Genomic DNA, 21,849 nt, shown 5'->3' with positions numbered 1-21,849 from the left:
GGACGACCGAGGTGCCGCGTGCCTGAGGGCGACACCGTCTTTCGCGAGGCCCGCGCTCTGAACCAGGCCCTCGCCGGGGCCGTGCTGACCCGCTGCGACGTGCGGGTTCCGGCCTTCGCGACGGTCGACCTCACCGGCCAGACCGTGCACGGCGTGGTCAGCCGCGGCAAGCACCTGTTGCTGCGCGCGGGGGAGAGCACGATCCACTCGCACCTCAAGATGGAGGGCAGCTGGCACCGCTACCGGCACGGCTCCCGCTGGCAGCGCCCAGCATTCCAAGCCCGCATCGTGCTCGAGACGGCCGACTGGGTCGCCGTCGGCTTCGAGCTGGGAATCCTGGAGATCCTGCCCACGAGCGCGGAAGAAACCGCGGTCGGGCATCTCGGACCCGACCTGCTCGGACCGGAGTGGACATCCGCTGATGCCGTTGACGCCGTCGTCCGTCTCACGGCCGATCGTGACTCTGCGGTCGCCGTGGCCCTGGCCCGGCAGAGCAACCTCGCCGGCCTCGGCAACGTCTACGTCAACGAACTCTGCTTTCTGCGCGGGCTGCTGCCGACCCGGCCGATGGTCGAGGTAGCGGATGTCCCCGCCGTCGTCGGGCTCGCCCGTCGCCTCCTACTCACCAACGTCGACCGGCTCGAACGCACCACCACCGGAAACACCCGCCGCGGCCAGCAACTCTGGGTCTACGGCCGGGCGGGCCAGCCGTGTCGACGCTGCGGCACGCCGATCAGGCGGGGCACGATCGGTCGCAACGACCTCGAGCAGCGCAACAGCTTCTGGTGCCCGCGCTGCCAGACGTAGGTCCGGTCGGCTGTGACGAAAAGCGGATCAAGCGACACGAAGTGGCCGAAAAGCGGATCAAACGACGCGTTTGCGTCGCTCGATCCGCTTTTCGTGCAACGCTGGCTTCGCTAGTTGACGGGGCCGGTGTACTTCTCTCCGGGGCCCTCGCCGATCGGATCCTGGATGCTCGACGCCTCACGAAAGGCGAGCTGCAGCGAACGCAGGCCGTCGCGCAGGCTGCGGGCGTGCATGTCGGAGATGTCGGGGGCGGATGCCGTGACCAGGCCGGCGAGGCCGGTGATCAGTTTGCGCGCCTCGTCGAGGTCGATCTGGGCGGCGGGGTCGTCGGCCAGGCCGCACTTGACGGCGGCAGCGCTCATCAGGTGCACGGCGGCGGTCGTGATGATCTCGACCGCGGAGACATCAGCGATGTCGCGGGTGGCCTGCGACGTGCGCGACGCCTGCTCGGCCTCGGAAGCGTCATAGGCGGCAGCGGCCGCAACGGTCTCGGCGGCGGCCATAGTGGCGCGATCCTGGTCTGTGTTCGTGCCCGTGCTATTCGTCACTGCATTCCTCTGTTAGACTCGTCCGGGTCCGAGATGAAAGTCTCGTACGAAAGTGGAGAATCTCCCACCCGCGCTTGACCGCTTCATAAAGGTTACCGGGTAGTTCGCACTCCGCCGGGCTTCACCGAAGCCAGGCAGCTAGGGTGCCGTATGTGAAACATAAACAATTGCGTTTGTGTGAATGTGCGTGATTTTCCTCTCTTCGTCCCCAGGTGGCATCCGTCGCCTGAGTGTGGCCATGAAGCATAGGAAGAGGAGAGACGCATCAGCGATCCCCGTACAAATGACCGTATCCGCGTCCCCGAAGTTCGTCTCGTTGGTCCCAACGGCGAGCAGGTCGGGGTCGTGGCGATTGATGTTGCCCTGCGACTGGCTCAGGACGCCGACCTCGACCTCGTCGAAGTCGCCCCCGAAGCCAAGCCGCCCGTGGCCAAGATCATGGACTACGGCAAGTTCAAGTACGAGGCTGCGCAGAAGGCCAAAGAGGCCCGGCGCAACCAGGCGAACACGATCCTCAAAGAGGTTCGCTTCCGCCTCAAGATCGATACCCACGACTACGAGACCAAGCGCAAACGCGCCGAAGGCTTCTTGAAGAGCGGTGACAAGGTCAAGGCAATGATCTTGTTCCGTGGTCGTGAGCAGTCTCGCCCCGACCAGGGCGTGCGCCTGCTCCAGAAATTTGCCGAGGATGTCAGCGAGTTCGGTTCCGTGGAATCGACTCCGACAATCGACGGACGAAACATGGTCATGGTGATTGGTCCTCTGAAGAACAAGTCAGAGGCCAAAGCCGAGATCAATGCACATAAGGCTGCTGACAAGGCAGAAAAGGTTGCCGACAAGGCAGACAAGGTTGCCGATAAGGCAGCAAAACTGGAGGATAAAGATGCCTAAGATGAAGACCCACTCCGGGACCAAGAAGCGTTTCAAGGTCACCGGCAGCGGCAAAATCATGAAGCAGCAGGCCGGGCTTCGACACAACCTCGAGGTCAAGAGCACGCAGCGCAAGTCCCGCTTGAACCAGGACCAGGTCCTTTCGAAGGCCGACACCAAGACCGTCAAGAAGCTTCTCGGCCTGTAACGGCTCGCACACACTTAAGGATTCTGAAGAAAAATGGCAAGAGTAAAGAGGGCTGTAAACGCCCACAAGAGTCGTCGCGTAATTCTCGAACGCGCCAAGGGTTACCGCGGACAGCGTTCACGCCTGGTCACCAAGGCGAAGGAGCAGCTCACTCACTCCTTCACCTACAGCTACCGTGACCGCCGCGCACGCAAGGGTGACTTCCGTCGCCTGTGGATCCAGCGGATCAACGCTGCGTCCCGCGCGAACGGCCTGACCTACAACCGCCTGATCCAGGGCCTCGGCCTGGCCGGCATCGAGGTTGACCGTCGTATCCTCGCTGACCTCGCGGTCAACGACGCCGCGACGTTCTCGGCCCTCGTCGAGGCGGCCAAGGCTTCCCTTCCCGCCGACACGTCGGCTCCGAAGGTTGTCGCTGCAGCGTAGTCACACCAGATTCATCCAGAACAGGAGCGGGCTGCATAAGCCCGCTCCTTTTCTGTACTTAAGTTCTGTACGTTAAGCTGGACTTATGCTTGATAATCCACGTTCCCCGCGCGTTCGCGCCGTCGCAAAACTTGCGAAACGCGATGCGCGTCTCGAGATGGGACTGTTCCTTCTCGAAGGCCCGCAGGCCGTCTCCGAGGCCCTCGCCTTTCGTCCCGAACTCGTCCTGGAGCTGTACGCCACCCCCACAGCCCTCGACCGCTACACCGAGATCGCCGCCACGGCTGAAGAAGCCGGCATCGAGATCGAATTCGTCACCGAAGAGGTGCTCGACGCGATGGCCGACACGGTCACCCCGCAGGGATTCGTCGCCGTCTGCCACCAGTTCCCCACGAGCGTGAAAAAGATCTTCGCCGCCGGCCCGAAGCTCGTTGCGATCCTCGAAGAGGTGCGCGACCCGGGCAACGCGGGCACGATCATCCGGGCAGCGGATGCCGCCGGCGCCGACGCCGTCATCCTCACCGGACGCAGCGTCGACCTGTACAACCCCAAGGTCATCCGCTCCTCGACCGGCTCGATCTTTCACCTGCCCGTCGCGATCGCGGCCGACCTCGACGACGTGCTCAGCCGCGCGAAGGCCGCCGGCCTGCAGCTGCTCGCCGCCGACGTCAAGGGTGACGACCTGCTCGAGGCCCGCACCAGCGGCCTGCTGCTCGCCCCGACGGCGTGGCTGTTCGGAAACGAAGCCCGCGGACTGACCGACGAGAACCTCAAGGGCGTCGACCGCTCGGTGAAGGTGCCGATCTACGGGCACGCGGAATCCATGAACCTGGCCACCGCGGCATCCGTCTGCCTGTACGAAAGTGCGTTCGCGCAGCGCAGCTAGCCTTGCTCGTCAGAACAACACGAATGCCCGCCCGGAGCCTTGCTCCGGGTGGGCATTCCGCATGCCGGGCGAAGCCACGGCGAGCCGGTCACGACCAGTGCGGCGCCGACTGCAGCAGCTGCAGCGCGGCCGCACTCGGCGAGTCGGGTTCGGCGGTGTACATCAGGATGCGGTGCCCCGAGTCGTCGGGCGGTGTGAGCACTTCGAAGTGCAGCTCCAGGGATCCGACCGTCGGATGGTCAAAGTATTTCAGGCCCGACCGGCAGATATCCACCGGATGCTTCGCCCACAGGCGTGCAAATTCCGCGCTGTTCAGCGTCAGCTCTCCGATCAGCGCATGGAGGTGCTGGTCGTCGTCGAAGCGCCCGGCCAACAGTCGCAGTGATGCGACCGCCCGCGCCGCCTCCTCGCCCCAACGAGCGTACAGATCGCGCGTGTGGGCGTCGAGAAAGAGCATCCGGGTCAGGTTGGGGCGCTCGGCCGGTCGATCCGGGCTCTCGAAGTCCACGTGCGAGGCGACCAGGGCGTGGCCGAGCACGTTCCAGGCCAGGACCTCGCTGCGGCGGCCGAGCACGACCGCGGGCGTGCCCGCGAGCGAGTCGATCAGTCGCAGCGTGCCGGGGCGGACCCGGTCTGGTTTGGCGTTGCGCCGTCGCCGCGTCGGTGCCGGAGCGGCAAGGTCCATCAGATGTGCGCGCTCGGCCTCGTTGAGCCGTAGCGCGCGGGTGATGGCCTCGAGCACGGCGGGGGAGGCGTTGTTGCTGAGGCCCTGCTCCAGCCGGGTGTAGTAGGTCATGCTCACGCCGGCGAGCAGGGCGAGCTCCTCCCGGCGCAGGCCGGGAACGCGCCGCACTCCGTAGGTCGGCAGCCCGACGTCTTCGGGTTGCAGGCCCGAGCGACGGATGCGCAGAAAATCGCCAAGCGCCGTGCTGCCGGCCTGCGCGGTGCTGGCCTGGGCGGTCCGGGCCTGCGTGGTGCTGGCCGGCGATGTGCTGGATGCGTTCGTGGGACCGGTCATGGTCTTCAGTCTGCCCCTGTGACGCGTCAACTGCCTACCCCTGGCGAGGGTAGGCACGGCACGGTGTGGTTGCGTGCCAGCGGAGTGCGGAGGCTGGGTGCAACAACACTCAGCGAAACCGGAAGGCATCCTCATGACCCCATCGACCCCTGCAGCTCTGTCACCCGGCCCGCGCTTGGCACCACCCGCGACCCGCATGTCGGCACGGCAGCGCCTGGTTCTGGTGCTGCTGCTGACGGCCAGTTTCACCCTCGCCGTCGACTTCTCCATCCTCAATGTAGCCCTTCCGGCCATCGGCGACGAGATCGGTTTCGGCCTCGACACCCTGCAATGGGTCGTGACGTCGTTCGCGCTCTGCGCGGCGGGCTTCACGCTGCTCTTCGGCCGGATCGGCGATGTGCTCGGCCGACGGAGACTTTTCGTGCTCGGGATGGCCGTGCTCGGCATCGGATCGCTCCTGGGCGGATTCGCGACCACGCCCGCGGTGCTGCTGATCGCGCGAGTGCTGCAGGGGATGGCGACGGCGGCCGTGGTGCCGGCGGCGCTGTCCCTGCTCACCACATCGTTCGCCGAGGGGCGGCTGCGGGAGAAAGCGCTCGGCCTGAACGGGGCACTGATGGCGGCGGGCTTCACGACGGGCGCGATCCTGGGCGGTGTGCTGACCGACCTGCTCTCGTGGCGGTGGGCGTTCTTCCTCAATGTGCCGGTCGCGCTCGCGGTGGTGGTGTTGGCACCCCTGGTCGTGGCGGAATCCCGCCCGGCGCACCGATCGCGGATGGACGTTCCGGGAGCGATCACCGTGACGGCGGCGCTCCTCTTTATTGTCTACGGCCTGTCGTCGGCCGCGCAGACCTCGTGGACGACCCCGCTCACCGTCGGGTCACTTGTCGGGGGAGCGGCGCTGCTGGTGGTGTTCGGGCAGCTGGAACGCCGGGCGCAGCATCCGCTGGTGCCGATTGCCGTGTTGCGACGCAGCACGATCGCGTGGGGCAATATCGCGGGCATGCTCGCGTTCGTCACCGAGACCTCGCTGGTGTTCCTGCTCACCCTGTACCTGCAGAAGACACTGGGGTACTCGCCCCTGATGGCGGGACTCTCGTTCGCCGTGCTCGGCATCGGGACCGTGCTCGGCGGCATGGTCGGCCCACTCCTGATTGGTCGGTGGGGTACGAAAACGGCGATCGTCGGGGGATTCCTGGTGCAGGCCGCCGCCACCGGCTCGTTACTGTTTCTCGGGACGACCGGCAGTTCGCTCGCGCTGCTGCTGGTCGCCACCTTCGTGGGTGGGGTGGCCAACCTGATCGTGATCGTCGGGTTCATGGTCACGGCGACAGCCGGGCTGACGGATGCTGAGCAAGGCCTGGCCACCGGGCTCGCCACCATGAGCCAGCAGGTCGGAATCACCCTCGGCATCCCGATCATGAGTGCGATCGTGGCCGCCCGGGTGCACGCGCTCGGTTCCGAGACCGGCGAGACGATGCTCATCGGGGTGCTCGCCGCCATTGGTGTCAACACGGCCCTGTGCCTGGTCGCGGCCCTGGCGGTCGGGTTGTTTCTGAAAGCTCCGAGCCGTCTCATGGACTGACCCTCCTCTGTTACAAATGGGTTACCGTCGGGGAGTTGGTGCACCATCCGTTTCAATTGCGCCTAAGTTGGGGGGATGGAGCCAATAGACCCGACGCCGGCCACCTCGAATATCACGGTCCGTCGTGGCGAACCGCTGGTGGTCGTGAAAGACATCAACAAGCACTACGGAGAACTGCACGTTCTCAAGGGCATCAACGCCACGGTCAACCGTGGCGAGGTCGTCGTGGTCATCGGACCGAGCGGGTCGGGCAAGTCCACCCTCTGCCGGGCCATCAACCGCCTCGAAACCATCGACGACGGCGTGATCACCATCGACGGTGTGAAGCTGCCGGCCGAGGGCCGCGCCCTCGCCACCCTGCGCGCCGACGTGGGCATGGTGTTCCAGGCCTTCAACCTGTTCGCGCACAAGACCGTGCTCGAGAACGTGACGCTCGGCCCCATCAAAGTGCGCGGCCTGTCCAAGGCCGATGCGGAGAAGAAGGCCATGGCCTTGCTCGAACGCGTCGGGGTAGCCAACCAGGCCAAGAAGATGCCGGCTCAGCTCTCCGGTGGCCAGCAGCAGCGCGTTGCCATCGCCCGTGCCCTCGCGATGGAGCCGAAGCTAATTCTGCTCGACGAGCCCACCAGCGCACTCGACCCGGAAATGATCAACGAGGTTCTCGAGGTCATGGTCGACCTCGCCAACGACGGCATGACCATGATCGTCGTCACCCACGAGATGGGCTTCGCCCGCAAGGCCGCGGATCGCGTGATCTTCATGGCCGAGGGTGAAATCGTCGAGGAGACGACCCCCGAGGAGTTCTTCACGAACCCCCAGAGCACGAGAGCGAAAGATTTCCTCTCCAAGATTCTGGCGCACTAAACCTGCGTTCCCACAGATTTCTTGGTCACTGTTCGGTGAGCAAGAACGTCCATAGCACCTCACAGCAATCAGGAGCAGACACATGAGACTCAAAAAAGGCCTCGCAATCTCGGCCCTTGCCCTCGCGAGCGCACTCGTGCTCAGCGGCTGCACCGACTCCGGCGCATCCAACGGCTCGGCTGAGGTAGCCGACGCACCCGAGTTCGCGGAAGGCACCACGATGGCCGCCCTCGCCGAAGCAGGCGAAATCACCATCGGCACGAAGTTCGACCAGCCGCTGTTCGGCCTACGCGGCCCCGACGGCGACCCGGTCGGGTTCGACGTTGAAATGGGCAAGCTCATCGCCGCCAAGCTCGGTATTCCGGCGTCGGGAATCACCTGGACCGAGACCGTTTCGGCCAACCGCGAGCCGTTCATCCAGAACGGCCAGGTCGACCTCGTCGTCGCCACCTACACGATCAACGACACCCGCAAGGAGGTCGTGTCCTTCGCCGGACCGTACTACTCCGCCGGGCAGGACCTGCTCGTTCTCGCCGGCAACACCGACATCACCGGTCCCGAGGACCTCACCGACCAGCCCGTCTGCACGGTGAGCGGTTCGACGTCGGAGAAGAACATCCAGGCGTATACGACGAACGTCATCGCCACGGACACCTACTCCAACTGCCTCGGCCCGCTGCGCAGCGGTGAAGTCGTCGCGGTCACGACCGACAACGTGATCCTGGCCGGCCTCGCCGACCAGAATGAGGGTGAGTTCGAAGTTGTGAACAACCCCTTCACCGAAGAGCCCTACGGCATCGGTCTGGCGCTCGAGGACACCGAGTTCCGCAACTTCATCAACGACGTTCTCGAAGAGGCCTACGACGACGGAACCTGGGTTGACGCCTGGGAGTCCACCGCCGGCACGGTTCTCGACACCCCCGAGCCGCCGGCCGTCGACCGCTACTAGTCGACAGCACCCGCAGTGTCGCTCGTACACTGAGCCGGGATGGCCCGTTCGATATCGGACGGGCCATCCCGGTGAGTATTCCCGCGGGCCAAGCCCCGCAGTTCAGATCTACAGACCTAAGAAGAGGAGGTGAGTTGTGGACGCAGTCATCGACAACCTGCCAACGTTCCTGGAAGGCTTCCGGAACACCCTGGGCCTCCTCGCCCTCGCCGGAATCGGCGCTTTCATCCTCGGCATCATCGTGGCGGCGATGCGCATCTCGCCCGTCGGCTCGTTCAGAGCCTTCGCCACGGTCTACACCGAAATCGTGCGCAACACCCCACTCACGCTCGTGCTGTTCTTCTGCGCCTACCTGCTGCCCTACCTGCAGTTCACGCCCGGTTACTTCCAGCTCGCCGCGATCGGCCTCACGGTGTACACCTCACCGTTCGTCGCCGAGGCGCTGCGCTCCGGTGTCAACGGCGTGCACGTCGGCCAGGCCGAAGCGGCCCGCAGCATCGGGCTCAGCTTCGGCCAGACCCTGTCGTTCATCGTCATGCCGCAGGCCATTCGCATGGTCATCCCGCCGCTGATCAACGTCTTCATCGCCCTGGCCAAGAACACCTCGGTCGCCGGAGCGTTCTTCGTCTTCGAACTCTTCGGGGCCGCCCGCCAGGTGACCAACGAGCGCGGTGACGCGGTCGTGGCCATCCTGCTCGGAGTTGCCGCCTTCTACCTCATCATCACCATCCCGCTCGGCCTGATCGCCGGCCGGATCGAAAAGAAGGTGGCGGTACTCCGATGACCTCCGTACTCTATGACGTTCCCGGCCCCAAAGCCCGTGCCCGGTCCCGCGTGATTTCGATCCTCGGCATTGTCCTCATCGTCGGCGGTCTCCTCGCCCTCATCGTCGTACTCGGCCTGCCCAAGGCCAGCGCTAACGGTGCCGTGCAACCCGGCCTCTGGGATGCGTCCCGGTGGGACGTCTTCAACGACGTGCAGGTCTGGCGCACCCTGGGCATGGGCGCGCTGAACACGCTGCGGATGGCCGCCGTCGCCGCGGTCTTCGCCCTGATCATCGGCGTGCTCTTCTCGTTCGGCCGGGCCTCGGACAACGCCTGGATCCGCATCCCCACCACAGTGGTGCTGGAATTCTTCCGCGGCATGCCCGTTCTGCTGATGATGCTCTTCATCCTGCTCGTGTTCTCCACCGGATCGTTCTGGGCCGGCGTCACCGCCCTAGCCGTCTACAACGGCGCCATTATCGGTGAGGCACTTCGCGCCGGCATCAAGGCGTTGCCGAGCGGACAGCGGGAAGCTGGACTGGCCATCGGCCTCACCCCGATCGCCACCCGCTTCCGCATCGAGTTTCCCCAGGCGTTCCGCCAGATGTTGCCGATCATCATCGCCCAGCTCGTCGTGCTGCTCAAGGACACCTCGCTCGCGTTCGTGGTTGGCTACAACGAACTGCTGCGCAGCGGTAACTACAACCTGTCCCAGTTCTTCGGCAACCAGTACCAGTTCTCGTTCTTCTTCGTCGTGCTGGCGATCTACCTGGCAATGAACCTGTCCCTGTCCTGGCTGGCCCGCAGGATCGCCAAGCGTACCGGCCCGAAGAGCGGCGGGGTCATCACGGACGAGACCCGCAACGGGCCGACCACGCCGGGCGACCCGAACCTCGTCTACTCGAATGCGCTCGGAGCACAGGCGACCGCCGGCGGCGGGGCTCACTAGCCCGGCCGGCTCACGAACGGCCGGCGCTGAGCCCGCTAAACTTGGGCCTTGTGTCTGCTCCCACTGAAAACCCCACCGAATCTTCTGAACCGGCAATCTCTGAAGCGGCGGTGAGCGCTGCGGTCACCGCGGCCCTCACCGCCATTTCTGCCGCCGAGACCAGCGTCGCCCTCAAAGCTGTGCGCAGCGAGCACGCGGGGGAGTCCTCCCCGCTGTCCAAGCTCAACGCCCTGATGCGCAGCGTTCCGAACGACCAGAAGGCCGCCGCCGGCAAGCTCGTCGGCCAGGCCCGCGGCCGCGTCACCCAGGCGCTGACCGCGCGGGAGGCCGAGATCGGCGAGGCCGAGGCATCCGCCCAGCTCGCCGCCGAAGCCGTAGACGTGACCGCGGCGGCGTCAACCTGGACGCCCGGAGCGCGGCATCCGATCTCCGTGCTGATGGAACGCGCTGCCGACGTCTTCGTCGCGATGGGCTGGGAGGTCGCCGAAGGGCCCGAGCTCGAGAGCGAATGGTTCAACTTCGACGGCCTCAACTTCGACGAAGACCACCCGGCGCGCGCGATGCAGGACACCTTCTTCGTCGAGCCGACGGATGCCCACCTGGTCCTCCGCACGCAGACCTCACCCGTGCAGCTGCGCGCGTTGCTCTCTCGAGAGCTGCCCGTCTACGTCGTGGGCCCGGGCCGGGTCTACCGTACCGACGAGCTCGACGCCACGCACACCCCGGTGTTCCATCAGATCGAGGGCATCGCCATCGACAAGGGCCTCACCATGGCGCACCTGCGCGGCACCCTCGACCACTTCGTGCAGGCCCTGTTCGGCCCCGAAGCGAAGGTGCGCCTGCGCCCGAATTACTTTCCGTTCACCGAGCCGAGCGCCGAGCTCGACGTCTGGCACCCGACGTTCAAGGACGGCGCACGTTGGATCGAGTGGGGCGGCTGCGGCATGGTGCACCCCAACGTGCTGCGTTCGGCCGGGATCGACCCCGAGGTCTACTCCGGGTTCGCGTTTGGTGTTGGCGCCGATCGCGCCCTGATGTTCCGCAATGATGTAAAGGATATGCACGACATGGTCGAAGGCGACGTTCGGTTCAGCCAGCAGTTCGGGATGAACGTCTGATGCGGGTACCACTGAGCTGGCTGGGCGAGTACGTCGACCTGGCCCCCGGCACCACGCCCGAAGACGTGCACGCCGCCCTCGTGAAGGTCGGCCTCGAAGAGGAAGACATCCACCGTTTCGAGCTCTCCGGACCCATCGTGGTCGGTGAGGTGCTCGAGTTCGTCGGCGAAGCGCAGACCAACGGCAAGACCATCAACTGGTGCCAGGTGCGCGTCGCGCCCGGCGACGAGCTCGCCGCCGACGGCGGCCCCGCCGTGCACGGCATCGTGTGCGGAGCGCACAACTTTCTCGTCGGGGACAAGGTCGTCGTGACCCTGCCCGGCGCGGTGCTGCCCGGCCCGTTCCCGATCGCGCCGCGCAAGACCTACGGCCACGTGTCCGACGGCATGATCGCCTCCGCGCGTGAGCTCGGCCTCGGCGACGAGCACGACGGAATTCTGCGCCTGGCCGACCTCGGCCTCGACGCGCCCGTCGGCACCGACGCGATCGCACTGCTCGGCCTCGACGACTCCGCCGTGGAGATCAACGTCACCCCCGATCGCGGCTACGCGTTCTCGATTCGCGGCGTCGCCCGCGAATACTCGCACTCCACCGGCGCAGCCTTCCGTGACCCCGCCCACCGGGTGACCCCGGTCGCGCCGCAGGTCGAGTTCCCGGTGGTCATCGACGATCAGGCTCCCGTGCGCGATCGCCTCGGCGTGAGCGTGTTCGTGACCCGCGCGGTGCGCGGCATCGACCCGACCCGGCCGACCCCGGCCTGGATGGTCGCCCGCCTGGGGCTGGCCGGCATCCGCTCGATCTCGCTGACCGTCGACGTGACGAACTACGTGATGGTCGAACTCGGCCAGCCCGTTCACGCCTACGACCTCGACAAGCTGAGCGGCGGCATCCGCGTGCGCCGGGCGCAGCCGGGCGAGAAGATCGTCACCCTCGACGACGTCACCCGCACCCTGAACGGTGAAGACCTGCTGATCACCGACGAATCCGGGCCGATCGGCCTGGCCGGCGTGATGGGCGGGGCGTCGACCGAGATCGACAGCACCAGCACCAACGTGCTCATCGAGGCGGCGAACTTCGACTCCGTGTCGATCGCCCGCAGCGCCCGCCGGCACAAGTTGCCGAGCGAGGCCAGCCGCCGCTTCGAGCGCGGCGTCGACCCGGCCGTGGCCGCCGCGGCTGCCGCCCGCGTGGTGGAACTGCTCGTTCAGCTCGCCGGCGGAACGCCCGACGACCTCGGTTCGGTGCACCACAACGCACCCTCGCCGACGCCGATCGTGCTGCCCTTCGGGTTCGTGTCGGGCCTGATCGGCCTGGAGTACACCGCGGAGGAGGTGCGCCACGCTTTGACTGAGATCGGCGCCCTGCTCATCGAAGCGGATGGCGACCTGGTCGCGACCCCGCCGACCTGGCGGCCCGACCTGACCGACAAGTGGACCCTCGCCGAGGAGGTCGCCCGCATCGTGGGCTACGACCGGATTCCCTCGGTGCTGCCGATCGCCCCGCCCGGCCGCGGACTGACGACCGCGCAGCGCCTGCGCCGGGTTGTCGCGCAGACCCTCGCGGCCACCGGCCACACCGAGGTGCTGACCTACCCGTTCCTGGGCAAGGGCGAGAATGCTGTCTTCGGCGCGGCTTCCGGGCCGACGGCCGAGATTCGCCTCAAGAACCCGATGGACGGTGAGGCGCCGTTCCTGCGCACCTCGATGCTGCCGGGATTGCTGCAGATCGCGCACCGCAACCGCTCGCGCGGCATCATCGACCTCGCCATCTACGAGCAGGGCCTCGTGTTCCGGCCCGAAGCCGGCCGCGCGTACGGCACCGCGGAGCTGCCGGCCGGGGGAGTACGGCCGAGCGCTGAAACCGTTGCCGCGCTGAACGACGGCATCCCGCCGCAGCCGTACCGCGTCGGCGTCGTCATCGTGGGCAACACCGTGCGGCACCAGCCCAGCCAGCCGGCCCTGGCTGCCACCTGGCAGGATGCCCTCGCCGCCGTGCAGCAGGTCGCCCTCGCGACCGGGGTGCGCATCGAGGTGTGTCAGGGCCTGCATCAGGCGATGCACCCGGGGCGCACGGCCGAACTGTTCGTCACGACGGATGCCGGCGCCACGTCGGTCGGGTTCGCCGGCGAACTGCTCCCCACCATCGCCAAGTCGTTCGACCTGCCGGCCGTCGTCGCCGTCGCGGAGATCGACCTGAGCGTCGTGCTCGACCACGCCGAACGTGAGCTGACCGTGCACCCGATCGGCACCATGCCCGCGGCAACGCAGGACCTGTCGCTCGTGGTCGCCGCCGAGGTGTCGGCGGCCGAGCTGTCGGCATCCGTCGTCGAGGGTGCCGGAGCGCTGCTCGAGAGCATCGAACTCGTCGACGACTACCGTGGCGCCGGCGTGCTGCCGGGGCAGAAGTCGCTGACCTTCGCGCTGCGGTTCCGCGCGACGGACCGCACGCTGACGGCCGCCGAGGCGAGCGACGCCCGCCTGGCCGGCGTCGCCGCGGCGGGGCTCGCGTTCGGGGCGACCCTGCGCGAGTAGCGGGTCGCGCGGCACCCGTCGCCCTCGCGGCACTCGTTGTGCAAGCGGGCACTTGTACTAGCAGGTGCCGGCTGGCCAAACGAGTGCCGCGACGGCCACATCGTTTCGTCGCGCTGCGCTGCAGCTGCGACGGATGCCTCGGGGTCGACCCGGCGCATCGGTCGCGTTCCTACCCGGCGCGACGACGACCGGCGCGCGGTACGCCCTGCTCGATCAGGAACTGGCCGAAGGCGCGGGAGTTGTAGGCGAGGTCCCACCCCCAGCGCGTGAAACTCTTGACCTCGGGGCGCAGGATATTCTCGCGATTCTTTTCGTCCAGCACCACGCCAACCACGTCCCGACCGGCCATGACCTCTGCCCGGGTGTACTTGATCTCCCCGTCGAACTCACCGATCTTGCGCACGCCGTGCCAGAAGTAGTAGACAAAATAGGTGCGCCCCTGCACGACGAACCGCACCTGCAGCTCGGGCATCTCGAAGCCCAGTTCCTCAAAGCGCACCCTGCTCAGCGATTCACCCGGGTTGGCTGAGAGCCCGTTCGCGAAGGCGATGGCCCGCTCGCCGGCGCCGGCCGATCCGGGGATGTACCAAGAGCAGTTCCGCGAGGAGTGATTCCTTGGTGATCGGGACGGCTCCGCGAAGGCCGGTGCGCTGTTCGCGTTGGAGGCGTACCTCCTCTTGATGGAGCACGTGGTCGACCATGGTCACGCCGACCAGGAACGTCGATCCGGCGGCCATATCGACGACGGTGCGCGTCAAGCTGGTGACGGTCACACCGTCGATAACGATCGGCTGCGGATCGGCAAGAGTGCGATGCGACGTGAGAAGACGGTGGCTGCTGCCGCCGGCAGCGTCGGGGAAGAGCGCATGCGCGGTCGCGGGCCACGGGCCGATCAGGGGCAGCCCGTGCATGACCGCGGCCGAATGGTGCGAGAGCACGAGTTCGGCCCTGGACTGCGCGGCGGTCGCCCGCACGAGATATCGGTAGCGCTCTTCGGGCCGAGCGTCCCGCCACTGGTGTCCGAGAACGTACCATCCGCGCCGCACCTGGGCGAGCTCCCCGCGCACCAGCAGCTGGCGAACCGTGTATGTCGTCATCCCGGAGGCGCGCAGGGCTGAGCCAGGGATGAGCCCGGTGCCGGACACAGCGCAGAAGTCGAGGAGCTCAGCCATGGGACCACTCTGACGCGAGTCGCCGACTCACATCGTCGGCGACGGGGCATTTGTGAATAAGGTCCGTCAGGCATCCGCTGGGGAGGAACCGGTTTGGCGGAGGCGATCGGGCTTGGGGTGTCGCGGCACTCGTTGTGCCAGCGGGCACGTGTTAGATCGAGTGCCGGGTCGCACAACGAGTGCCGCGACGCTGATTTGACCACGGCGGCGGCGGAGGCCCGCGGGGATTGGGGTGTCGCGGCACTCGTTGTGCCAGCGGGCACGTGGCACATCGAGTGCCGGGTGGCCGAACGAGTGCCGCGAGCGCAGGCATGCGGTGCGTCGACCCCCGTAAGCGGATGGTGGACGCTCGCGCAGGCGGGCGGTATGTTTCCGGTAGAGATTCGACCTAGGGGCACAACGATGAGCCACGCGCAGACGCCCAGCACACCACGACCCCCTGCGCAGCCTGGCGCGCGCGGCGCGCAGCCGACCGAGACCCGCGACGTGCGGCATCCGTCGTCGAGGCCAGAGCGCGCGGGGGCGGCGTCAGCACGGCTGACCGACCCGGACTGGTGGCGGCAGGCCGCGGTGTACCAGGTGTACCCGCGTAGCTTCGCGGACTCCGACGGGGACGGGATCGGCGACATCCGCGGGGTGACCAGCCGGCTGGACTACCTCAAGGACCTCGGCGTCGACGCGCTCTGGCTGAGCCCCTTCTATCCCTCGCCGCTCGCGGACGGCGGCTACGACGTGAGCGACTACCGCGACGTGGACCCCCGGCTCGGCACTCTTGACGACCTGCGCGACCTGGTCGCTGGCGCCCACGCCCGCGGCCTGCACCTCATCGTCGACCTCGTGCCCAACCACACCTCCGACCAGCACCCGTGGTTTCGTCAGGCCCTCGCCGCCGCCCCCGGTTCGGCCGCCCGCGACCGGTACATTTTTCGCCGCGGCACCGGGCCCAACGAAGAGGCTCCGCCCTCGGACTGGATGAGCCACTTCGGCGGCAGCGCCTGGACCCTCCTGCCCGACGGTGACTGGTACCTGCACCTGTTCGCCGCGGAGCAGCCCGACCTGAACTGGGAGAACCGGGACGTGCGCGCTGACTTTCTGCACACCATCCGCTTCTGGGGCGAGCTCGGCGTCGACGGTTTCCGGGTGGACGTCGCCCACGGCCTCGCGAAAGACCTCACCGAGCCGCTGCGCAGCCAGCCGAACCTCGACAACGTGCTGCCGAGTGACGGCAGCGATCCGCTCTACGACCGAGACGAACTCGAGAACATCTACGCCGAATGGCGTGCGGTCTTCAATACTTTCACGCCACCGCTGATGGCCGTCGCCGAGGCCTGGGCGCCCGCTGAGCGCCTGCCGCGCTACGCCCGCGCAACCAGCCTCGGCCAGGCCTTCAGCTTCGATCTCGCCACCACGGAGTGGGACTCCGCCGCGTTTCGCCGCGTGATCACGACCGGGCTGGCGGATGCCTCGCGCGGCGAAGCGACGACGACCTGGGTGCTCAGCAACCACGACATTGTGCGCCACGCGACGCGCTTCGGGTTGCCGGCGGGAACGCCGCTCGACGCCTGGCTGCTCGGCGACGGCACCGAGCCGCCGCTCGACCAGGCGTTGGGGCTGGCCCGCGCTCGCGCCGCGACACTCATGATGCTCGCGCTGCCCGGATCGGCCTACCTCTTCCAGGGTGAGGAACTCGGCCTGCCCGAAGTCGCGGACCTGCCGCGGGAGACCCTCGCCGACCCGATCTGGGAGCGTACCGGTCACGCGCTCAAGGGTCGCGACGGCGCCCGGGTGCCGCTGCCGTGGACGGCGTCGGGCCCCGGCCTCGGTTTCGGCGGCAGCGCCCCGTGGCTGCCGCAGCCGGCGTCGTTCGCCGAACTTGCGGCATCCGCTCAGGCGGGAGTGCCCGGCAGCACCCTCGAGCTCTACCGGCGGGCGTTACGCCTGCGCCGCGAACTGCAGGGACCGGAGTCGCTCGAGTGGGTGGACACCGCCGACTGTGTGCATTTTCGCCGGCCCGGCGGATGGCAGAGCCTCACCAATTGTGGCGAGCATGCGGTCGCGCTTCCCGGCCGGGAGCTGTTGCTCGCGAGCGCGCACCTGCCCGGTGAGCCCGTGACCGTGGTCTATCCGAACGAGACGGTGTGGTGTCGCTGAGCGTTGAGCCGCGAGCTCGGGCTCAGCTGATCGCGTTCTTGACCTCGGTGATGAACTCGACGGGGTCGAAGTCGGGGGTCATGATCAGTCGCACCGGCTGGGCGGGATGATCCTGCAACGCGTCGCGCTCGTCGCGCGTCAGGGGCGCCGCACTCATCACGAGCAGCGGGATGCGTTCGGTGACGGGGTCGCCCTGCAGGGCACGCACAACCGCAAAACCGGTCTGGTTGTCCATCAGCAGATTGAGGATGATGAGGTCGGGCTGGAGCTTCTGGGCGACGGCCTGGGCGCCAGCGCCCGACCCCAGATAAGCCACCTGGAAGTGCGGCGGTTTCAGGTGGGCGGCGACCAGCTTCGCCGTGGTCTCGCGGTCGTCGAGCACCAGGATGTTCGTGGCGCGGGCGTGGGCGGTGCGCAGCCCGAGCAGGTTGAGCGACTGGCGCAGATCGGCCCGGGTAATGGGCTTCTCGAGCACTGCGGTCGCGCCCTGCGAGAGGGCAAAGCTCATGTCGACCAGCCCCGCGATGACGACGACGGGAATCCGATTGAGCTCCGGCCAGGTGCGCAGCCGGGCCAGCAGGCCCCAGCCGTCGATGCCGGGCAGCAGCACGTCGAGGGTGATCAGGCTGACCGGCAGGCGGGTGGCGAGTTCGAGGCCGCGGTCGCCGTCGGCCGCGTGCACCACGGTGAATCCTTCGGCGGCGAGGAGCAGGCGCAGCCATTCGGTCGTCGGGGCATCGCTCTCGATCACGAGGGCGATGCGGGAATGCTGGGGCAGATGCCGAGTGAGGGAGTCCTCCGTGAAGGCGCTGTCGGCAGGCTCCGGCGCGGGCACGAGAACGGGCGGGGACGGGGGGCTGAAGCTCACCGAGGCGGGAGTGGGAACGGCGGCGGGGGAGGGGATCGCCGTCGGTGCGGTCAGATGATCACTCGGCAGGCTGGCCGAAGAGGTTGCCGCGGGTGCGGCATCCGTCGCCTCGCCGGAGGTCGTGTCGCCGGAGGTCGTGTCGGCGGCGGCTTTCTGCACCGGGCGGCGGCGCAGCCAGACGACAAACCGAGTGCCCTCGCCGAGGCTGCTCGCGACGGCAACCGTGCCGCCGTAGTACACGGTCAGATCCTTCACGACGGCCAGCCCGAGGCCGGAGTTCTCGAAGCGGTTGGGTTGCCAGCGCTTCGGTTCGAAGCGTGTTGGCTCCATGCCGTCCCGCTCGGGCTGGCGCGGCGCGGCGCGGCCCGGCTCGCCCGTCACGACGGGGAACGGTTCAAAGAGATTCGGTAATTGCTGCGGCGGAATGCCGGTGCCGGCGTCCTGAACCGAGATCTGAAGGAAATCGTCGGTGCTCGGGGACACCAGGGGCAGCGCGTGCACCGGCCACGGTCCCGTGATCGTGCCCACCGCGGCGCGGGGAACCAGGGTGGCGCTGAGGGAGACCCGCGATCCCGAGGCGCTCGCCCGCACCGCGTTCGCCAGCACATTCAGCAGAATCTGCATGGTGACCTGCACATCCAGGGGAAACGTGTAGGCCTCGTCGGAGACGGACACGTCGAACCCCACGGTGGGATCGGCGGCCTGCTCGCGCAGCCGCACCAGGCTCATGTACAGCAGGCTTTCGACGTGAACGTCGACCACGGCCAATGGCACCGTGCCGGTCTGTAGGTGGGCGAGGTTGATCAGGTCGTTGAGCATGTTCACGAGGTGCTGGCCGCTCGTGAAGATGGCGTCGGCGGTGGCCCGCTGTTGGTCCGAAAGCTCACCGAGGATGCCGTCTTTCAGCACTTCGGAGAACTCGAGAATCGATGTCAGCGGCGGGCCCAGCTCGCGCGCGACGTGCGGCAGGCTGGTCGAGGCCTCGGGGCTCCCGGTGGATTCTGCGGCATGCGGGTCGGGGGTCTGCCCCGGGCGGAGCGCCGTCACATCGCGCACGGACGCGAAGACGCCGCGCACGACCCGATCGCGATCCCGGTACACGACCGCGTTGCAGGCGGCGCGAAACTGGGTGCCGTTGCTGGCCGCCACCGTGAGCTCGGCATCGGTCACGCGGTCCTCGGCGAGGACCCGGTGAACCAGTCGGTCGGCGGTCGCGGGGTCGAGAAAACACAGGCGGAACGGCAGCCCGATGAGTTCGTCGCGGGTGCGTCCGAGCAGGGTGATCGTGTGTTGGTTCACGTCGGTGATGATGCCGGCCGGCGTCATCGTGATCAGGGCGTCGACGCTGGATTCGATCACCGAGCGAGTATAGAACTGCTGGTCACGTCGTTGTTCATCGAGCTGGGAACGGTTGTCCGCGTCGTGCCGGGCGGCGTCATCCGTTCCGATCAGCAGGTAGCCGATGATCTGCTGCTCGGCGTCGTGCAGGGCGGTGACTGACACGATCGCCGGAAAATGCACGCCGTCTTTGCGGACACCGGTGATGCGGTGCACCTGCTCGCCGCCGTGGGCGGCCTGGTAGGAGAGCACCTCGAAGCCCGGCGCGATAGCGGTGTGGAACTCGGCGCTCAGCTCTCTCGCACGCTCCATCAGCTCGGCCTGATCGGCGAAGACCGCGGGGGTGACCTTGTTGACCACGTCGGCCTCGCGGTAGCCCAGACGGCGCTGCGCGCCGACGTTGAAGATCTGGATGATTCCGTTGACGTCGGTCGCGATCACGGAAAAGCTGCCGCTGTGCAGCACAGCCTGTTGCAGGGCCTCGGCGCGCATCAGGGAGTCGGCGGATTTGTGCGGGTCGTCGTCCTGCAGTGCGGTCATCGCGCGCTCACCGGGGTATGAATCATCGCGGCCTCCGTCGGGAACCGTCGTGTCGGGTAGAGATTCACCTGCGCAGGCCCTGCCCAGGGGTAAGCGGGCCCAGACGACGAGGTTTTCGCGAGGAACCCCCCGTCACGTCGAATTGTGCCACCGGGAGGGCGACTTCGATAGCCTGAATTCCGGTGACATGTGCGGGCTGACGCACCCGCGGATGTTGGAGTGTCGGTGGGGTGCTGCATGATGTTTTCAGACGCTATTTCACCGCACCGACAGGCGACTTGGAGGAACCCGTGAGTGCACTGAGCCAGACCCACGCCCTCGCCCGGCTGCTCGAGACGGATGCCACGTGGCGGCTTTTGCGGGCCGGCAACGCACCGGTCATCGCCGCGCTGCTCAGCGAACATCTCGGTGGGGACGACCGTCGGCTGCCCACCGACGACCTCTACGAACGCATCAGCGGCGGAACGGCGTTTCGCCGTTCTCAACCGGTTCATGTCACCACTGGGTTCGAGCGAGATCGCCGACCGGGCCTGGCGTGGCCGCTGCCTCGACACCCGCGAGCACGTCACGTTCATGGCGCACGAGGTCGACCTCGCCGGCCGCACGGTCAACGTGCACGATTCCAGCGCCGGGCTGTCGGGCGGGCAACGCCAGAAACTCGTGATCTTCTGCCTTGCGGCCGCGCTGCGCTACCAGCTCGCGAGCGACGAAGACGACCTGCCCACCTACGCGACCATCATCCTCGACGAGGCCTTCGACAAGGCCGACAGTCGCTACACGCGGATGGCGATGGACGTCTTCGTCGAGTTCGGGTTCCACATGATCCTGGCGACGCCCGAAAGGCTGCTGCAGACCATCGAACCGTACGTCGGCGGCATCACCTCGATCACCAACGCGACGCGCAGGGACTCGCGCACGGCGAGCGTCACCTTCCGGGCCGATGCCGAGGGGGCCTCGCCACCCGCTGCGGGCGCCTGATGCCCGCGCCACGCACCCTGGTCACCGTCGCCGCGGCCCGCGAGCGCGCCCGCAAACGGGTCGAGCAGGACCAACGCGCCTGGGCAGCGACCGGGGGAGCGGCCGCCGTACTCGAGATCGTGCTGCACCCGCCGACCGAGAAGTCGGTGCTGCAGGACCTGCCCGGCGTGATCGGGTGGGTGCAGTCGTGGCGGGCGCTCGCCGACGGCGCGGCCGCGGCCGAAATGCGCGTCGACTGGCAGGACCGGCAGTGGCCGAGCGTTGGTGCCCAGCGCGTTCCGGTGCGCTGCGTGCTCACCGGGGCCGATGCGATCGCCGCCTTCGCCGGCGCGGCGACGATGAGGGACTGGCGGCTGCTGCGGGACCGGGCCGGCCTGCTGCGCTCGACATTCACAGATTCGCCCGTCGCGCCCGCGGAGCGTGACGGGCTGACGCTGGCGACGGATGCTCTCCCCGCCGCGATCCGCACGCACGGCCGCGCCATTCGCCTGCTGACCGACGTCGATTTCACGACCCTGCTGCAGGTGGTCCCCTGGCTGGCCGCGCACCCGTACTCCGGCTGGCGGATTCGGCAGCTGCCCATTCGCGGGATCGACACCAAGTGGCTCGGCCGCAATCGGGCGCTCGTGGAGGGCCTGCACGCCGCCGTCAGCGGGCGGGCCTCGCTCGGGCTGCTCGGGTCTCCGGTACTCGTGCGGGTGCGGTTTCTCGATCCGCTGCTGCGACCCGGCGGGCTTGTCGACGTGACCGCGCCGATCGAAGAACTCGCGGCGCTGCCGATCGCCCCGACCACGGTGTTCGTGTTCGAAAACCTCGAGACCGTTCTGGCGATGCCCGAGCTGCCGGGCGCGGTCGTGCTGCACGGCGGCGGGTACGCCGTGGGGCGGCTGCGCCTGATTCCGTGGGTGGCGACCGGGCGCATCCGCTACTGGGGCGACCTCGACAGCGACGGCTTCGCGATTCTGCACGCGCTGCGCTCCAGCTGCGCCGACGTGACGAGCGTGCTCAGGGACGAAGCGACGCTCCTCGCCTACCGCGACCTGTGGGTGCCCGAGCCGACCCCGGCGGGTGGCAATCATCCGACGTTGACGGCCGATGAGGCGGCGGCGCTTCGGCGCATCCGCTCGGAGGGAAACGTGCGGCTGGAGCAGGAGCGGATTCCGTGGCCGGTGGCTCTCAAGGCGCTGACAGTGTCGACACACACGCCCGAGCCGATGTCACGGCACCCGGCGGGCCGAGCGTAGGCTTGGACCATCCGTAACAAAACGAAATATTGCCA

Annotated in this window: 20 protein-coding genes and 1 pseudogene; 16 read left to right on the top strand and 5 right to left on the bottom strand. The window is 67.7% G+C overall.

Translation table 11 applies throughout. The annotated features are described in order from the left end of the window. The first annotated feature begins 18 nt into the window (after positions 1 to 18). Positions 19 to 807, top strand: coding sequence for a DNA-formamidopyrimidine glycosylase family protein (locus D6T64_RS09060; protein ID WP_119974397.1), 789 nt, complete (start codon positions 19 to 21; stop codon positions 805 to 807). Between the two features lie 110 nt (positions 808 to 917). On the opposite strand, the gene D6T64_RS09055 is transcribed toward D6T64_RS09060, so the two are convergent. Beyond that, positions 918 to 1,310, bottom strand: a complete 393-nt coding sequence (locus D6T64_RS09055) for a DUF1844 domain-containing protein (protein ID WP_119974396.1) — start codon at positions 1,308 to 1,310, stop codon at positions 918 to 920. A 309-nt stretch (positions 1,311 to 1,619) separates the two neighbouring features. Between D6T64_RS09055 and infC the strand changes: the two genes are divergently transcribed. The 4 genes from infC (at position 1,620) to D6T64_RS09035 (ending at position 3,745) form a co-directional block, all read left to right on the top strand. Further along, a complete protein-coding gene (infC, locus tag D6T64_RS09050; protein ID WP_119974395.1) occupies positions 1,620 to 2,246 on the top strand; it encodes a translation initiation factor IF-3 in 627 nt (208 codons plus the stop codon). Beyond that, a complete protein-coding gene (rpmI, locus tag D6T64_RS09045; protein ID WP_119974394.1) occupies positions 2,239 to 2,433 on the top strand; it encodes a 50S ribosomal protein L35 in 195 nt (64 codons plus the stop codon). Before infC ends, rpmI begins: the two co-directional genes overlap by 8 nt. Before the next feature lie 33 nt (positions 2,434 to 2,466). Further along, on the top strand, positions 2,467 to 2,859 hold the full coding sequence (gene rplT / locus D6T64_RS09040; protein WP_119974393.1) for a 50S ribosomal protein L20: 393 nt from the start codon (positions 2,467 to 2,469) through the stop codon (positions 2,857 to 2,859). An 85-nt stretch (positions 2,860 to 2,944) separates the two neighbouring features. Further along, entirely contained in the window at positions 2,945 to 3,745 is an 801-nt protein-coding gene (locus tag D6T64_RS09035; RefSeq protein ID WP_119974392.1) for a TrmH family RNA methyltransferase, read from the top strand. A gap of 88 nt (positions 3,746 to 3,833) precedes the next feature. Here D6T64_RS09035 and D6T64_RS09030 read toward each other — a convergent pair whose 3' ends face one another. Beyond that, positions 3,834 to 4,763 (bottom strand): helix-turn-helix transcriptional regulator, encoded by a 930-nt coding sequence (locus D6T64_RS09030; protein WP_119974391.1) that lies wholly within the window; start codon positions 4,761 to 4,763, stop codon positions 3,834 to 3,836. 133 nt (positions 4,764 to 4,896) lie between these two features. Here D6T64_RS09030 and D6T64_RS09025 point away from each other — a divergent pair, with 133 nt between their 5' ends. The 7 genes from D6T64_RS09025 (at position 4,897) to pheT (ending at position 13,523) form a co-directional block, all read left to right on the top strand. Next, positions 4,897 to 6,348, top strand: a complete 1,452-nt coding sequence (locus tag D6T64_RS09025) for an MFS transporter (protein ID WP_119974390.1) — start codon at positions 4,897 to 4,899, stop codon at positions 6,346 to 6,348. A gap of 75 nt (positions 6,349 to 6,423) precedes the next feature. Beyond that, a complete protein-coding gene (locus tag D6T64_RS09020) occupies positions 6,424 to 7,212 on the top strand; it encodes an amino acid ABC transporter ATP-binding protein (RefSeq protein ID WP_119974389.1) in 789 nt (262 codons plus the stop codon). A gap of 82 nt (positions 7,213 to 7,294) precedes the next feature. Then, entirely contained in the window at positions 7,295 to 8,161 is an 867-nt protein-coding gene (locus tag D6T64_RS09015; RefSeq protein WP_119974388.1) for a glutamate ABC transporter substrate-binding protein, read from the top strand. 136 nt (positions 8,162 to 8,297) lie between these two features. Next, positions 8,298 to 8,945, top strand: coding sequence for an amino acid ABC transporter permease (locus D6T64_RS09010; RefSeq protein WP_119974387.1), 648 nt, complete (start codon positions 8,298 to 8,300; stop codon positions 8,943 to 8,945). Then, entirely contained in the window at positions 8,942 to 9,874 is a 933-nt protein-coding gene (locus D6T64_RS09005) for an amino acid ABC transporter permease (protein WP_119974386.1), read from the top strand. The genes D6T64_RS09010 and D6T64_RS09005 overlap by 4 nt, the downstream gene beginning before the upstream one ends. A gap of 50 nt (positions 9,875 to 9,924) precedes the next feature. Beyond that, entirely contained in the window at positions 9,925 to 10,992 is a 1,068-nt protein-coding gene (gene pheS, locus D6T64_RS09000) for a phenylalanine--tRNA ligase subunit alpha (RefSeq protein WP_119974385.1), read from the top strand. Further along, positions 10,992 to 13,523, top strand: a complete 2,532-nt coding sequence (gene pheT, locus D6T64_RS08995; protein WP_119974384.1) for a phenylalanine--tRNA ligase subunit beta — start codon at positions 10,992 to 10,994, stop codon at positions 13,521 to 13,523. The genes pheS and pheT overlap by 1 nt, the downstream gene beginning before the upstream one ends. A 169-nt stretch (positions 13,524 to 13,692) precedes the next feature. On the opposite strand, the gene D6T64_RS08990 is transcribed toward pheT, so the two are convergent. Further along, complete coding sequence (locus tag D6T64_RS08990) at positions 13,693 to 14,022, bottom strand: hypothetical protein (RefSeq protein WP_119974383.1); 330 nt, start codon at positions 14,020 to 14,022, stop codon at positions 13,693 to 13,695. A 13-nt stretch (positions 14,023 to 14,035) separates the two neighbouring features. Next, complete coding sequence (locus tag D6T64_RS08985; RefSeq protein ID WP_119974382.1) at positions 14,036 to 14,695, bottom strand: hypothetical protein; 660 nt, start codon at positions 14,693 to 14,695, stop codon at positions 14,036 to 14,038. Positions 14,696 to 15,097: 402 nt separating this feature from the next. On the opposite strand from D6T64_RS08985, the gene D6T64_RS08980 reads away from it, so the two are divergent. After that, positions 15,098 to 16,846, top strand: a complete 1,749-nt coding sequence (locus tag D6T64_RS08980) for a glycoside hydrolase family 13 protein (protein WP_119974381.1) — start codon at positions 15,098 to 15,100, stop codon at positions 16,844 to 16,846. A gap of 22 nt (positions 16,847 to 16,868) precedes the next feature. Here D6T64_RS08980 and D6T64_RS08975 read toward each other — a convergent pair whose 3' ends face one another. Further along, on the bottom strand, positions 16,869 to 19,592 hold the full coding sequence (locus tag D6T64_RS08975; protein WP_119974380.1) for a response regulator: 2,724 nt from the start codon (positions 19,590 to 19,592) through the stop codon (positions 16,869 to 16,871). Positions 19,593 to 19,822: 230 nt separating this feature from the next. On the opposite strand from D6T64_RS08975, the pseudogene D6T64_RS23640 reads away from it, so the two are divergent. From D6T64_RS23640 to D6T64_RS23200, 3 genes and pseudogenes are all read left to right on the top strand, one after another. Next, a pseudogene (locus D6T64_RS23640) lies at positions 19,823 to 19,990 on the top strand (hypothetical protein); the annotation flags it as partial. Positions 19,991 to 20,084: 94 nt separating this feature from the next. Then, positions 20,085 to 20,570 (top strand): SbcC/MukB-like Walker B domain-containing protein, encoded by a 486-nt coding sequence (locus tag D6T64_RS23205; RefSeq protein WP_233550969.1) that lies wholly within the window; start codon positions 20,085 to 20,087, stop codon positions 20,568 to 20,570. Next, on the top strand, positions 20,570 to 21,814 hold the full coding sequence (locus tag D6T64_RS23200; RefSeq protein WP_233550967.1) for a Wadjet anti-phage system protein JetD domain-containing protein: 1,245 nt from the start codon (positions 20,570 to 20,572) through the stop codon (positions 21,812 to 21,814). Before D6T64_RS23205 ends, D6T64_RS23200 begins: the two co-directional genes overlap by 1 nt. Positions 21,815 to 21,849 lie beyond the last annotated feature (35 nt).

The sequence above is a fragment of the Cryobacterium melibiosiphilum genome, assembly GCF_003602235.1.
Taxonomy (GTDB): domain Bacteria; phylum Actinomycetota; class Actinomycetes; order Actinomycetales; family Microbacteriaceae; genus Cryobacterium; species Cryobacterium melibiosiphilum.
This window is presented reverse-complemented; position numbering and strand designations above follow the sequence as displayed.